Source organism: Enterococcus sp. GC34, from assembly GCF_040886645.1.
Taxonomy (GTDB): domain Bacteria; phylum Bacillota; class Bacilli; order Lactobacillales; family Enterococcaceae; genus Enterococcus; species Enterococcus faecalis.
In genome coordinates this window covers 1-15,196 of sequence record NZ_JBFOEF010000012.1, presented here as the reverse complement: position 1 = coordinate 15,196, position 15,196 = coordinate 1, and the positions used below count along the sequence as shown (strand labels likewise).

General features: G+C 38.0%; 11 protein-coding genes and 1 riboswitch. All 11 genes read right to left on the bottom strand.

All coding sequences use genetic code 11. The annotated features are described in order from the left end of the window. Window positions 1–14 precede the first annotated feature (14 nt). Complete coding sequence (locus AB3I72_RS11835) at window positions 15–3,443, bottom strand: pyruvate carboxylase (RefSeq protein WP_002372200.1); 3,429 nt, start codon at window positions 3,441–3,443, stop codon at window positions 15–17. 32 nt (window positions 3,444–3,475) lie between these two features. Continuing rightward, entirely contained in the window at window positions 3,476–4,684 is a 1,209-nt protein-coding gene (locus AB3I72_RS11830) for an FtsW/RodA/SpoVE family cell cycle protein (RefSeq protein ID WP_002356686.1), read from the bottom strand. Window positions 4,685–4,687: 3 nt separating this feature from the next. Further along, window positions 4,688–4,993: a YlaN family protein gene (locus AB3I72_RS11825; RefSeq protein ID WP_002356684.1), complete on the bottom strand. Its 306-nt coding sequence runs from the start codon at window positions 4,991–4,993 to the stop codon at window positions 4,688–4,690. 226 nt (window positions 4,994–5,219) lie between these two features. After that, a complete protein-coding gene (recQ, locus tag AB3I72_RS11820) occupies window positions 5,220–6,989 on the bottom strand; it encodes a DNA helicase RecQ (protein WP_002368957.1) in 1,770 nt (589 codons plus the stop codon). A 317-nt stretch (window positions 6,990–7,306) separates the two neighbouring features. Next, on the bottom strand, window positions 7,307–9,142 hold the full coding sequence (gene typA, locus AB3I72_RS11815) for a translational GTPase TypA (RefSeq protein ID WP_002356682.1): 1,836 nt from the start codon (window positions 9,140–9,142) through the stop codon (window positions 7,307–7,309). Between the two features lie 220 nt (window positions 9,143–9,362). Then, window positions 9,363–10,145, bottom strand: a complete 783-nt coding sequence (locus tag AB3I72_RS11810) for an inositol monophosphatase family protein (RefSeq protein WP_002379684.1) — start codon at window positions 10,143–10,145, stop codon at window positions 9,363–9,365. After that, a complete protein-coding gene (locus tag AB3I72_RS11805) occupies window positions 10,146–10,424 on the bottom strand; it encodes a UPF0223 family protein (protein ID WP_002356679.1) in 279 nt (92 codons plus the stop codon). Between the two features lie 49 nt (window positions 10,425–10,473). Further along, complete coding sequence (locus AB3I72_RS11800) at window positions 10,474–11,739, bottom strand: voltage-gated chloride channel family protein (RefSeq protein WP_368023961.1); 1,266 nt, start codon at window positions 11,737–11,739, stop codon at window positions 10,474–10,476. A gap of 76 nt (window positions 11,740–11,815) precedes the next feature. Further along, window positions 11,816–11,885, bottom strand: a riboswitch (Fluoride riboswitch). Between the two features lie 50 nt (window positions 11,886–11,935). Next, window positions 11,936–13,186 (bottom strand): glycosyltransferase family 2 protein, encoded by a 1,251-nt coding sequence (locus tag AB3I72_RS11795; protein WP_061101310.1) that lies wholly within the window; start codon window positions 13,184–13,186, stop codon window positions 11,936–11,938. Beyond that, window positions 13,183–13,326, bottom strand: a complete 144-nt coding sequence (locus AB3I72_RS11790) for a hypothetical protein (protein WP_061101311.1) — start codon at window positions 13,324–13,326, stop codon at window positions 13,183–13,185. The genes AB3I72_RS11795 and AB3I72_RS11790 overlap by 4 nt, the downstream gene beginning before the upstream one ends. A gap of 28 nt (window positions 13,327–13,354) precedes the next feature. Continuing rightward, on the bottom strand, window positions 13,355–15,196 hold a 1,842-nt coding region (locus AB3I72_RS11785), incomplete at its 5' end, for a SpaA isopeptide-forming pilin-related protein (protein WP_368023960.1).

The following is a 15,196-nucleotide window of genomic DNA, read 5'->3' as shown; positions in this document are numbered from 1 at the left end:
TTTCCCCTCTCATCTTATTTTTCTTTCACTTCTAACAACAAATCACCTGAGCTGATTGCTTCGCCTTCTTCAACATAAATGTGATCTACCGTGCCCGCAAAACGTGCTTCGATAGTCGTTTCCATTTTCATGGCTTCTGTAATCAGCAACGGCTGACCTTTTTCTACTTTATCGCCACGTTTGACCAATACTTGTAGAACAGAACCAGACATCGTTGCGCCGATTTGTTCTTTATTAGTTGGTTCCGCCTTTTGTTTTACTTGAACAGCTGACTTAATAGAGGCATCTTTAACTAAAACCTCACGACGTTGCCCATTCAAATTGAAGAACAAGACACGGTTTCCGTCAATATCAGGTTCGCCAATTTCATCTAAACGAATAATTAACGTTTTTCCTCGTTCAATTTGAACTTCCAATGTCTCTCCTTGACGAATACCATTAAAGAATGTTGGCGTATCTAATAAGGTTATATCTCCAAAGGTTTCGTATTTTTGACGATACTCTAAAAATACTTGTGGATACATTAAATAACTTAAAACTTCTTCCAATTTAGGTTGATACCCAATTTTTTCGGCTAATTCTTCTTGTACTTTCGCAAAATCAACAGGTGCTGCTAAGTCACCTGGCCGCTCTGTGAAGGCTGGTCGACCTTTTAGAATAATTCGTTGGAGCTCTTTCGGGAACCCACCAACTGGTTGACCTAAATCACCTTGGAAAAAAGTCACAACTGATTCAGGAAAACTTAGTTCTTCGCCACGCGCATAAACATCTTGTTCTGTCAGATGATTTTGAACCATGAAGAGTGCCATGTCTCCCACGACTTTTGAAGATGGCGTCACTTTTACAATATCGCCAAACATCAAATTCACTGTGTGATACATTTTTTTGATTTCATCCCAACGGTGCCCTAAGCCTACCGCTTTTGCTTGCTGCTGCAGATTAGAGTATTGACCACCAGGCATTTCATGCATATAGACTTCTGTTTGCGGGGCATTTAAGCCATTTTCAAATGGTTGATAATACATGCGCACATCTTCCCAATAATGATTGATTTTCTGTGCATTATCAATGTTAATAGTTGGCGTCCGTTCACCATTGACTAAAGCATAATATAGACTGTTCATACTTGGCTGGCTAGTTGCACCACTCATCGCACTCATTGCGACGTCAACAATATCAACGCCTGCTTTAGTAGCTGCTGAATATGTGATGATCCCATTACCACTAGTATCGTGGGTGTGGAGATGAATTGGTAAATCCGTGGCTGCCTTTAATTCACTAATTAAACGATAAGCAGCTTGTGGTTTCAATAAGCCAGCCATATCTTTAATCGCAATGATTTGTGCACCTAAATTTTCCAATTCTTTAGCCATATCAAGGTAATATTGAACATTATATTTTGCTCGGGCTGGATCATTGATGTCCCCAGTATAACAAATTGCTGCTTCCGCAATTTTTCCGGTATCCCGAACGACTTGAATACTTTTTTCCATTTGAGGAATCCAATTTAAGCTATCAAAAATTCGGAAAACATCGACTCCTTGGCGAGCAGATTCTTTAATGAATTCTTCAATAACATTATCAGGGTAATTTTGATAGCCTACCGCATTAGAACCTCTGAACAGCATTTGTAAAAGTGTGTTTGGCATCAACTGACGAATTTTTCTTAAACGTTGCCATGGGTCTTCGGTTAAGAAGCGATAGGCAACATCGAACGTAGCGCCACCCCACATTTCACTAGAAAACAGCTCAGGCAGGGCTGCATCAGTTAGACCAGCAATTGCTTTAAAATCTTGTGTTCTCACACGAGTAGCTAATAAACTTTGGTGCGCATCACGGAACGTGGTATCTGTCATTAACACACTTTCTTGATTCTTAACCCAATCGATGACGGCGGTTGCTCCTTGAGCGTCTAGAATATTTTTAGCTGTGATCACTTTTTCTGGAACTTCAATATCTGTCGGCACGCGCGGGGCTTCAAAATATTTTTTCTCCGTTCGTTCAATACCAGGGAACCCATTGACCGTTACTTCTCCAATGTATTTCATCGTTTTATTGCCACGATCGCGCATACGAGGAAATTCAAATAATTCAGGTGTATTATCAATAAAGGTTGTTTTGGCTTCGCCAGATTGAAACGCTGGATAGCTCACAACATTTTGTAAAAACGGAATATTTGTTTTCACGCCACGAATCCGAAATTCTTTTAAGCAGCGTTGCATTTTACTGATTGCCTGTTCAAAAGAGAAACCATGCGTACAGACTTTAACCAATAAAGAATCAAAGTAGGGTGTCACAGCGTAGCCAGAATAAGCATTCCCTACATCTAAACGCACACCAAAACCACCTGGTGAACGATACGTATCGATTTTCCCTGTGTCTGGCATAAACTGGTTCAGTGGATCTTCAGTCGTAATCCGACATTGAATAGCCGCGCCTTTTAATGTCAATTCGTTTTGTTTTGGCAAATGCATATCTTTATGCAAATCAAGCCCTTGCGCAATTTGTAATTGAGAGATCACAATATCAATATCTGTAATCATTTCTGTGATAGTATGTTCTACCTGAACACGAGGATTCACTTCAATAAAATAAAACTGATCCCCTTCTACTAAAAACTCAACCGTTCCCGCATTCACGTAGCCGACATGCGCCATTAACTGCACAGCAGCCGAACAAATGGCTGCTCGTTGTTCTTCATTCATTGATACACATGGTGCGACTTCTACCACTTTTTGGTGGCGCCGTTGAACAGAACAATCACGTTCAAATAAATGCAAGACATTCCCATGATGATCGCCTAAAATTTGTACTTCGATATGTTTAGGATTAGAAATATACTTTTCAACATAAACCTCGTCAGAACCAAAGGCTGCTTTCGCTTCACTTTTTGCTCTTTCGTAACCTTCTCGTGCTTCCTTGGCATCGTGGGCAACCCGCATCCCGCGACCGCCGCCACCTAAAGCAGCTTTAATCATGATAGGAAAGCCATGCGTTTCACCAAAGGCTACGACCTCTTCCACCGTTGCTACTGGCCCATCTGAGCCTGGAATCGAAGCAATCCCCGCAGCTACAGCTGCTTCTTTCGCTTTAATTTTATCGCCAAAAATATCTAAATGATGTGTTTTAGGTCCGACAAAAATGATTCCTTCTTCTTCACAACGTTCGGCGAAGCGTAAGTTCTCAGATAAAAAGCCATAACCAGGATGAATGGCATCTGCTCCCGATTTTTTGGCAATTTGGATAATATTTTCAATGTCTAAATAGGCTTCAATTGGTTTTTTCCCTTTACCAACTAAATACGCTTCATCTGCTTTGAAACGATGAACAGAATACTCATCTTCTGCAGCATAAATCGCTACTGTACGGATATCTAATTCTGTACAAGCTCTAAAAATTCGAATCGCAATTTCGCCACGATTGGCAACTAATACCTTTTTCATAACGTCACTCCTACCATCAATTTCCTTCAAATTTATTGGTTCTGTTCTAAAGATAAATAGTACTCATTTTCTAATTTCTGACGTGTTTCATCTGCACTGATATTCAGGACAAAGGCCACAGCAATCGAAATAATCAGCAAACTATTCCCACCTTGACTCAAGAACGGGAAAGTAATTCCTGTTAATGGAATAATCCCAGTAATCCCACCAACATTAATAAAGACTTGAATTAATAACATTGTACCAATTCCAATACACATTAGTGAATTAAAAGGTTTCTTCGAGCGTACACCGACTAAAATAATTCGCGCAATCATAAACATCAACAATCCTAAAATCGCTAGACCGCCGATAATGCCTAACTCTTCTAAAGTAATCGCAAAGATAAAGTCCGTATGTGCTTCTGGTAAAAAGCCTTTTTTCTGAACACTATTCCCTAGACCTTTGCCAAACCAGCCGCCATTACTGATTGCATAATAAGAATTAGCTAACTGATGGCCTAAGTTCCGTTCATCTAAAAATGGATTTTTAAAAACAGCAAAACGATTATAAATATATTGATAACGCGCTGGGAAAATTTTTCCTTTAGACATAATTAATAACTGAATAGCCGTGATACTACCTAAAATGCCCAAGCCACCGACCAAGTAGGTATACATATAATTAATCCCACTTGCTAAAACCATCACGATGGTAATTAATGTTAGAATAGCCGCATTCCCGAAGTCAGGCTGGATTGCAACTAGAGCAATTAATACAAAAACGAGCATCAACGGGCGCCCGGCAGCTTGTTTAAATTGATCCATGCCTCCATTAATTGTCTTTTGTCGCCGTGCTAAAATATAAGACAAATACCAGACAACCATGATTTTTAAATACTCAGCTGGTTGCATCGAAAATCCACCAATCTCAATCCAACCACGTGCGCCATTAATTTCTTTCCCGATACCAGGAATCCGAACGGCTAAAACCATAACCGTAATTACTGCAATGGCAAACATGATAAAACTTCGATTCTGGAAAACGGATGTTTTCATCTTATAAATAAAAAACATTGCAACTAACCCTACTACCCAAAAGGCAACCTGGTTAATAACGAATGACGTAGGTGAAAAACCTTTCATTACTTGTAATGCGGATGTGGAACTATATACCATAATCAATCCCACGATACTTAAAATTAAATATGGAATAAAAATACTATAGTCTAGCAAATGCCGTTTCTTTACTTTGTTTGGCAAAGCTTAACCCTCCTTGCCAATCTCGTTTTTTTCTTGTGTTTCTTCATAAACATCTGTATATAATTGATTCAATTCGCGTTCTAAATCACTTAGTAAGCGATGTCCTTCATCATTAGTTAAAATCCCCAAACGGGTCGCATAGGTCACTTGTCTTGAAAAACCATACATTTGTGTATCCACCACTTCTTCAAATGCTTTACATTGAGAAATGCACAAACTGTTTTTTTGATTACGAATAAGCATTTTAATGCGTTCTGCATCGTCTTCTAATAATTGAATGGCAAATTTCTTTGAAATTCCTTCGTCCATTTGTACAGAACCTCCCTATCTTAATTAAATAATTATAACATAATTCTCAGTTAGATACATGATGATTTCAGAAAATTTCCTTTAAGAAATTTTCTAAAACCAAGCGATATATTAAGTAAGAAATCTCTTTATATAACAAGCTTATTTTATCACTACAACAACAAATACATTAAAAGACTTTTTTCTTATTTTCTGCTTTTAATTTTAAATAAAATAACAAACTATATCATTTTTTTGTCTCTTGATATTCTTTAATTACTTCTAAAAAGGCGGTACCATATTTATCTAATTTATTTTGGCCGACCCCTTTTATTTGCAATAATTGAATCGTTGTTTGCGGTAATTTTTCACACATTTCTTTAAGTGTACTGTCGGAAAAGACTACATATGGCGGCACGCCTGCCTCTTGAGCCATGTCCATACGTAATTCGCGCAATCGTTCAAACAAGGCATCATCCACTGCTACTTTTCGAACTTTTTGGTCTTCTTTTCGGAAGACTTTCCGTTCCCCTAAAAGCACCTGAACACCTTCTGTCGAGACTGATAACAACGGAAATTGCCCATCAGAAGGAATTAAATAACGTTCTGCTGTCAAATAATCAATCAGCTGTGTGACTTCTTTTTGGGTGCGACCTTTCATTAGTCCGTATGTTGGCAAACGATCAAAATGCCATTGATCAATTTTTTGATCTTTTGAACCAGTCAAGACTTTACCAACTAAGCCCTTACCGAAACGTTCTCCCATACGTTTTACACAAGACAAGACTTTTTGGGCATCGACCGTAATATCGACTAATTCTCGATTATCCAGACAATTCGAGCAGCGACCGCAGTCCGTCCCTTCTTCACCAAAATAGCGTAAAATATATTTTTGTAAACACATTTGTGCATTCGCATATTGTGACATTTCCCGTAATTTCAAGTACTCTTTCTGCTTATAATCAATGGTCATTTCAGATTGTTCAATAAAGTATTGTTGAATTTGCAAGTCTTGTGGAGCAAACATTAACACAGCATCACTAGGCAGACCGTCACGACCAGCTCGGCCGGCTTCTTGATAATAAGATTCAATATTTCCTGGTACTTGTGCATGAATGACAAAACGAACATTACTCTTATTAATCCCCATACCAAAGGCATTTGTTGCTACCATCACTTGCACTTGATCATACAAGAACGCTTCTTGATTTTCACTACGTAGCTGTTCACTCATGCCCCCATGATACATCCCAGCCGCAATTTTTTTATTTTCTAATAAATGATAAATTCGTTCAACTTCCTTCCGCGTGCTTGCATAAATAATACCTGATTGCCCAGTATTCATCTTTAAATATTCCAAAAGAAAAACGTCTCTGTTTTGATCTTTCACGACTTGAAAAGATAGATTTTCTCGAGCGAATCCTGTTTTGATTTCATTTTCTGATGGAATTCTTAATTGCTTGACAATATCCTCCGCTACTTGTGGCGTTGCTGTAGCTGTTAGTGCAATCACAGTTGGTTGTTGTTGAAATTGATCGATAATCTCTGCTAAACGCAAATAGCTTGGACGAAAATCATGCCCCCATTGTGAAATACAGTGTGCCTCATCTACTGCCAATAAATCAATCGGTACATGTGTCAGCATCTGTTGAAAATCATAAGATTCTAATCGCTCTGGCGCAACATACAATAGCTTGACTTCTTTGTTAACCGCTAATTGAATACGATGATTCATTTCTTGATAGGAAATGGTACTATTGATATATGTAGCTGGAATTCCCATTAAATTCAGGGCGTCTACTTGATCTTTCATTAAAGAAATTAATGGTGAAATCACCAATGTTAAATTATCCAAAAGTAAGGCTGGCAACTGATAACAAATCGATTTGCCTCCACCTGTTGGCATAATGCCTAAGACATTTTCTTGTCGCAATACATGACGAATAATCGTTTCTTGTCCTGGCCGAAAATCATCATAGCCAAATGTATCTTTTAATAATTCTTGTAATGCACTCATTTATTGCGCTCCAATCTTTGTTCTACAAGTCATTTTAACACGCTAATCTAACAGGAACAAGGTGTGTTAAAACAAGACACAATCGTGAAACACCAGTTAACGTGAAACATCAAAAAGAATGAAAAATTGTGAAAGCTTGCTATCAAAAGCTTTCAAAAATAACGACATTTGCTTGTTGTGGATAACGAGTAGTTATCCACACATAAAAAAATAACTTTATCTTAAAATACGCATTAATTCGTTTTTGCCATCAAAAAAACCAACTATTTTCGTAGTAAAACGAGCATAGTTGGTTTAAATGTTTATTTGTCGAAAAATTATTCAGCTTTTTTCTTTTTCTTGCTTGCTTTTTCGCGTTCGTTTTTGTTAAGAATTTGTTTTCTTAAACGGATGCTTTCTGGTGTTACTTCACAGTATTCATCTTCATTCAAGAATTCTAATGATTCTTCTAACGTTAATTTTTTCGGTTTTTTGATGACTGATGTTTGGTCTTTCGTTGCCGAACGAACGTTCGTCATTTGTTTAGCTTTTGTGATGTTCACAGTTAAATCGTTGTCGCGGTTGTTTTCCCCAACAATCATTCCTTCGTAAACTTCTGTCGTTGGTTCAACGAAAACTGTACCACGTTCTTCAATACTCATGATTGAGTAAGTCGTTGCTTTACCAGTATCGATTGAAACTAGCGCACCTTGATGACGGCCACCAATCGTTCCTTGAATCATTGGTAAGTATTGATCGAAGGTGTGGTTCATAATACCATAACCACGAGTCATTGATAAGAATTCTGTTGAATAACCAATTAAGCCACGAGCTGGTGCCAAGAAGATTAAACGCATTTGTCCGTTACCGGCATTAATCATATCTTGCATTTCGCCTTTACGTAAACTTAGTGATTCAATCACGCTACCCATGTATTCTTCAGGTGTGTCAATTTGAACGCGTTCAAATGGTTCACATTTAACCCCATCAATTTCACGCTCAATAACTTCTGGACGAGAAACTTGTAATTCATAGCCTTCACGACGCATGTTTTCAATTAAAATTGATAAATGCAATTCGCCACGGCCTGATACAGTCCAAGAATCTGGGCCAATTGGATCAACACGTAAAGATACGTCTGTTTGTAACTCAGCCATTAAACGTTCTTCGATTTTACGAGCAGTGATGTATTTTCCTTCACGTCCCGCAAATGGAGAATTGTTAACTAAGAAAGTCATTTGTAAGGTTGGCTCATCAATGTGTAGAATTGGTAATGCTTCTTGATTGTGAACATCTACAACTGTTTCCCCAACGAAAATGTCTTCCATTCCGGAAACGGCAATTAAATCGCCCGCTTTTGCTTCATCAATTTCCACACGTTGTAGGCCAAAGAAACCTAAAATTTTCGTTACACGGAAATTTTTCACGCTGCCATCTAATTTCATCAACGCAACTTGGTCGCCGACTTTCATTGTGCCACGGAACACACGGCCAATCCCAATACGTCCAACGTAATCGTTGTAGTCTAGTAATGAGACTTGGAATTGAAGTGGTTCGTCTGAATTATCAACTGGAGCTGGCACATGTTCAATAATTTTATCAAAAATTGGGGCCATTGTTGGCTCTTGATCTGCTGGATCATCTGATTCACTTGAAGTTCCGTTTAAAGCAGAAGCATAAACAACTGGGAAATCTAATTGATCGTCGTCTGCACCTAATTCGATGAATAACTCTAAAACTTCATCTACTACGTGTTCAGGACGAGCAGAAGGTTTGTCAATTTTGTTAACAACCACGATTGGTGTTACTTTTTGTTCTAATGCTTTTTTCAATACGAAACGTGTTTGAGGCATTGTTCCTTCATACGCATCGACAACTAAAACAACACCGTCTACCATTTTCATGATACGTTCTACTTCACCACCGAAGTCCGCGTGTCCTGGTGTATCTAGAATGTTGATACGTGTACCGTTATAATCTACGGCTGTATTTTTTGCTAAGATAGTAATTCCACGTTCACTTTCAAGTGCATTGGAATCCATTGCACGTTCTTGTAATTGTGTGTGTCCATCTAAAGTGTCAGATTGTTTTAAAAGTTCATCTACTAAGGTTGTTTTACCATGGTCAACGTGGGCGATAATTGCCACGTTACGAATATCATCTCTGTATTTCAATTTAATTGCTCCTTATCTATATACGCTTATGTTACTTAAGTCCATAAAAGCCGACTGCTTATTATAGCAAACTTTTTTCATTAAAAAAAGGCTTTCGCCTGCAAAAATAATGAAAGTTTTAGAAATTATTCGGCTTTTTCTGAAAACAAGGACATTTTTTTACAAATTTTTCTCTTTTAAAAGAGGAAGAGCCTTACCTTTCAGCAACGCTCTTCTTTGATTATTCCGATTCATTTAAATATCGGGTAAATACTTCATCATAGGTTTCAGGAGTTGCTGCAATAAAGTATTCACGGCCAGCAAAAGTTAATGGTTTTCCTGTAATACCAGAGTATTTAAACCCAAATTCTTCCAAAAGTACTAAGCCTGCTGCATAATCCCAAGGACTTAGATTAGATAAATAGCCATGATGGTTGCCTTTTAACATGGCAATAATTTCCAAACCTGCACAACCGCTAATACGCACGCCCATGCTTGCTTGTCCGATTTCCGTTGCGTGATGAATATTTTTTCCATGCATGTAAGCATTCATGCCCCATAATCCATCTGCCAAGGCTTTCATAGTAGGCGCTTTTAATAATTGATTATTCCGATAAACGCCAAGCCCTTTGCCACCCCAATAAAGTTCTTCTCGCATCACATCATAGATAAAACCTAATTTACCAATGCCGTCTTCATAAACAGCTAACATAATACAAAAATTTTCTCTTTCCATCACGAAATTCATTGTGCCATCAATCGGATCGATGATCCACACGCGACCAGCAAAACTTTTTAAAGTATTGTAGCCTTTTTCTTCCCCTAAAATTTGATCTTCGGGAAAATTTGTTTGAATTTTATTCATTAAAAATTCTTGGGTTTGTTCATCCATATTTGTCACTAAATCGGTGCGGCCATTTTTCTGTTGAACGGTTAACTCTGATTCCAAGTTCATCCGAATCACATCGGCTGCTTCAAAAAGCCAACTTTGAATTGTTTGAACAAATTTTTGCGTTTCAGTCATCTAATCATCCCCCAGCTTTAATTTGCCGCTTCCCTGTTTTTTAGCTTGTTGAAGCGTACGATATAACGAATATCCTGAAGCATTTTCAAATTCACGACCTAAGCGTTTTTCTTCGCCGATACTTTTAACGACCGTTTTAAATTGTTGATAAGTTGTTAAAAATTTGTCAACAGGTAAGCCTGTTTCGTTGGCTTGCTCAACTGCTGTCCACATATTAGTGACAATCACCATTTCCTCTGTCGTCCAATCTAAATCTAATGGATATTGATAGTCTTTCATGTCTTCACCTCATCTTCTCTAGTTTAGCATATTTTCGTAAAAAAACATCTTATTTACGTCGATTTTTTAATGCGTTAAAGAGAGGATATTCTGCTGTTCCTTTGCGATACAAACTTTGTTGTGAAGCATAAATACCGCTATTTCCTGAACACATAAAACTGATTAAGCAGACCATGAAAAAATAGACCGCCGCTTCACTACCAAATAGTTCAATGCCCATAATGAAACAAGCAATCGGCGTATTCGTGGCGCCAGAAAAAACACCAATAAATCCTAAACCTGCTAAAAAAGGAATTGACAGATGTAACAAAGGGGCCAAAGAACTACCTAACGTAGCCCCAATTTCAAACAATGGCGTCACTTCTCCTCCTTGGAATCCGGCACCCAAGGATAACACCGTAAAGAATAATTTCCCAACAAAATCAAAAGGCTGCGCATTACCTGCAAATGCATCTTCTAATAAAGGTAAACTCAAGCCTAAATAACGTTGGTTGTTTAAGACGAGCACAAACAGAACGACAATGGACGCCCCAAGAAACGCACGAAGGTAGACATTAGCAAACCAATTTGCATAGGTCTTTTTTAAAAAGACAATGGAACGACTAAAAACCCAACCTGCCAAGCCAAAACAAATCGATGCCAAAAATAATTTTACAAATAGTTCAACCGACCAAGTCGGAATTTTGCCCATCGGATAATGCGGATGTGTCACACCAAAACTTTCAGTTACAAAATTAGCAAATAAGCCTGCAAAAAAACTTGGGAAAAGTGCCTCTGCACGAACTTTTCCAATTGCCAAAACTTCTAATCCGAAAACCGTTCCCGCTAATGGTGTGCCAAAAACAGAACTAAACCCTGCACTAATTCCGCTAATAATAATTACTTGTCGTTCCAAAGCGGACAGTTTAAAGACTTTTCCTACAGCATTCGCGATTGCGCCTCCCATTTGCACCGCCGTCCCTTCACGACCAACGGAACCACCAAATAAGTGCGTAGTAATCGTGCCAAACAATGTTAAAGGAATTAAGCGCAAGGGAATATCTTCTTCCCCGCCATTGCCTTGTTCAATCACTAAGTTATTTCCTCGGCTAGCATTTTTCCCAAAACGCGTATATAAATACGTAAAAACGACACCGCTAATGGGGAGGATAAAGAGTAACCAAGGATTTGCTAAACGAACATCTGTTACATAAGTGAGACTCTTTAAGAAAAAGGCGGATAACGCCCCCATAAATAAACCAATAATTGCGGTAATGAGCAACCATTTTGCCATATACCCGCCAATTGATAGTAGTTGCTTTGTTTCTTTTTTCACTTTACATGCTCCTTTACAATTTTCTTATCGCCGATCCTAGCGTACAGAAAAAGCCTACCAAAGGGTACACTTCTCCCGTTTGGTAGGCGTCATTAATTTATTCGTCCAATAAATAGTTCGTGGTGAACACCATCACCATGTTGCTATTAAACTATTAAAAATAATACCACGCAACTCTGGAAAGTGCAATAAAAAATCAATTGCGTTCCGTTTTTATCCACGTGCTATTACCTTTAATAAACCGATAATAAGCCATTACCACACTAACGAATAAAATTAAGTACATGTAGGAAATAGTAAAAGGTAAACTAATTAGCCCCAATTTTGCCGGTACTTCTAATTGAAAATTTTTCAACTCGCGATAATAGTTGATTGTAAAAAAAATGCCGAAAACTAGCGAAATACCGACAGCCAAAGCAAAACTAATACCTAGAGATAACGAAAAACCTAACCTATACAAGTGTTGCAGTTGAAGCCCAGTTAAAACAAAAACGAGGATTCCTGCGACGAGATTAATAAAGGGTTGCGCTAAAAAATAATAGATGCCGCACTTCTGCCTTAGCGTTAATGACTTTGATTTGATCACCCTGGGTAAATACGCTAGACAATCTAAATTTCCTTGAACCCAACGACTTCGTTGACGAATAAAACGTTTCACATCTCTCAGTGCTTCTTGAGCCATAAAGGCCTCGTCAATATAAGCAATCGATAACTCTTTCAGCATTAATTTAATGGTTAACTCATAGTCATCCAACAAAGCATTTCCCCAAGGCTGATAGCCTAAGTGTTCGGTAATCATGGATAACCGAAAAAACTGACCGTTGCCACCAAGTCCGATGGTTTTTGTTGCCCGACGTGCCTTTTGAATAAAATTATTAATCGTAAAAAACTCAACATCTTGTGCAATAAACATAAAACTTGTAACATCTTTCATTTTGATTCTTGTTTGTGCAGCACAGACTGTCGTATCTGCAAAAACATCAGTTAGTTCATTGACAATATTCTCACTAAAAAAACCATCTGCATCCACTACTCCCACCAATATTTGATTTCGTGAATAGTCTTTTTTTTCTGCATCGGCTAATACAATTTGGAAAGCGTGGTTCAAAGCGGCTCCTTTGCCTTGTTGTGCATTGGGAAATTGACGAGACAGAACTTGGATTGGACCAGCAATACTATCCATCATTGCTTTGGTTTGGTCCGTTGATCCATCATCAATCGCAATTATCTTTTTCTGAATTGGTAAAGCAACCAGTTTTTTTAATGTTCCTCCGATGACTTTCTCCTCGTTTACACACGGTACAAGAAAGTAGCAGAAAAATTCTTCTGCTACTTCGACTTCTCTTCCTGTTTTTTTTCTTGTTCGAAAACTGAGAAATAAACTTGTAAATAAATAGGTTAAGAAAATGAACATAATTACTTTGTATAACTGATATAAATAAATCATGTAATTTGTCCTCGTTTCAAAAAATAACGGTATAGAATGTAGGAAGTGACGATTGAAAGAAGAATAACACCAATTAAATCAGTCACAAAAAGGGCGCCCGTTGAAATCACCCCAAGTTTCGGTAAAGCGGATTGACTCATTAGATACTCCTTTCTCTCTATTTGTTTTTTACCAACACACCACCACAATGACCATGACACATCCCCCATAATAATATCTTGGCGGATTATAGTACACAGGTGGATTATAGTTAGTGATTGGCGGCACATAGGGCCAAACTGTTGGTGGCGGTGGATTATAAACTGGTATTCTGCGATTTTCTCGAACAATTGCAATTGTTTGACCCGCATGATTTTGCATCAGACTGACACGTGTTGGCGTAGTATTTCGTGAATAACCAGCTGGCGCTTGAACTTCTCTAATTTCATACACTCGGTTTACGGATAGTCCACTGATAGTAACTGTACCATCTCCCCCAGTTGTCACTCTTTGTGTATAGCCGTTAGTTGTATCTTTCCATTCAAAAACAGCGCCTGCTAAACGTACTTTTGTTTCAACATCTTGTTTAATAATTTTGATAGCACCATAGTTTGCTTTATTGTTTAACACTAACGTATACGTTTTTGCGCCTTGGCCTCGTAAGTCAATCCGATGGACCCTACTATCCAACGCATACCCAGTTGGCGCTTGAATCTCGGTGATTTCATAAATACGATCTGACGATAATCCTGGAATCAGTACTTCACCATTTCCATTTGCTGTAAATGTTGCAGTATAGTTATTGGTCGTATCACGGAATCTAAATTTTGCGCCTGCTAAACGTTGTTTTGTATCCGTATCTTGCTTAATAATTTTGATAGCGCCCTGTTGTGATGTATTATTCAAGACTAGTGTATAGGTTTTACCACCTTGTCCACGTAAATCAACTTTATGAACACGTCTATCTATAGTATAGCCGTTTGGTGCTTTAATTTCTGTGATCTCATAGATACGATCACCGGCTAATCCAGGAATCAGTACTTCACCGTTTCTATCCGCTGTAAACGTTGCTGTGTAATTGTTGGTTGTGTCTCGGAATTTAAATTGTGCGCCTGCTAAACGTTGTTTCGTATATCCATCTTGCTTAATAATTTTGATGGCGCCTTTTTGTGCTTGATTATTTAAGACTAATGTATAGGTTTTACCACCTTGTCCACGTAAATCAACTTTGTGAACACGTCTATCTATGGTATAGCCGTTTGGCGCTTTGATTTCTGTAATCTCATAGATACGATCACCAGCTAATCCAGGAATCAGTACTTCACCGTTCCTATCAGCTGTAAACGTTGCAGTATAATTATTGGTTGTGTCTCGGAATTTAAATTGTGCGCCTGCTAAACGTTGTTTCGTATATCCATCTTGCTTAATAATTTTGATGGCGCCTTTTTGTGCTTGATTATTTTTGGTGAACGTGTAGGTTTTTCCAGCATAATTTGCGGGTAAAAGAACTCTATGCACTGTTCTGTCAAGTACATAACCATTTGGTGCTTTTATTTCTGTAATTTCATAAATCCGATTAACAGAAAAATTATACAAAGTTGCTTCGCCATTAGTATTAGCGGTTACTACGCCTGTATTCCCGTTCACTGTGTCACGCCATCTAAATTGTGCGCCTGCTAAACGTTGTTTTGAGTAACCATCTTGTTTTACTAATTTTAAATTGCCACGTAACGCAACATTCTCAATGGTATAGTAACCAATCTTATCAGCAAAATTAGTCGTTAGGATAATTCGGTAGGTCTTGTTATTTAAGATATATCCGTTTGGTGCTTTTATTTCCGTAATTTCGTATACACGATTGACTGGTAAATCTGTTATCAACGCTTGACCATTTTTGTCAGCTACAACAGTTCCTTCTTTTCCTGTCACTGTATCACGCCATTTAAATTCTGCACCTGCTAAACGTTTTCTTGAATCTTTGTCTACTTTGATTATTGCTAAACTACCTTTTTGTGCAACATTCTCAATGGT

Excerpts from the sequence above, each read along its gene's own strand:
- AB3I72_RS11795 (WP_061101310.1), bottom strand. The coding sequence starts at position 13,186 with ATGATTTATTTATATCAGTTATACAAAGTAATTATGTTCATTTTCTTA.
- AB3I72_RS11790 (WP_061101311.1), bottom strand. The coding sequence starts at position 13,326 with ATGAGTCAATCCGCTTTACCGAAACTTGGGGTGATTTCAACGGGCGCC.
- recQ (WP_002368957.1), bottom strand. The coding sequence starts at position 6,989 with ATGAGTGCATTACAAGAATTATTAAAAGATACATTTGGCTATGATGAT.
- AB3I72_RS11835 (WP_002372200.1), bottom strand. The coding sequence starts at position 3,443 with ATGAAAAAGGTATTAGTTGCCAATCGTGGCGAAATTGCGATTCGAATT.
- AB3I72_RS11825 (WP_002356684.1), bottom strand. The coding sequence starts at position 4,993 with ATGGACGAAGGAATTTCAAAGAAATTTGCCATTCAATTATTAGAAGAC.
- AB3I72_RS11805 (WP_002356679.1), bottom strand. The coding sequence starts at position 10,424 with ATGAAAGACTATCAATATCCATTAGATTTAGATTGGACGACAGAGGAA.
- AB3I72_RS11810 (WP_002379684.1), bottom strand. The coding sequence starts at position 10,145 with ATGACTGAAACGCAAAAATTTGTTCAAACAATTCAAAGTTGGCTTTTT.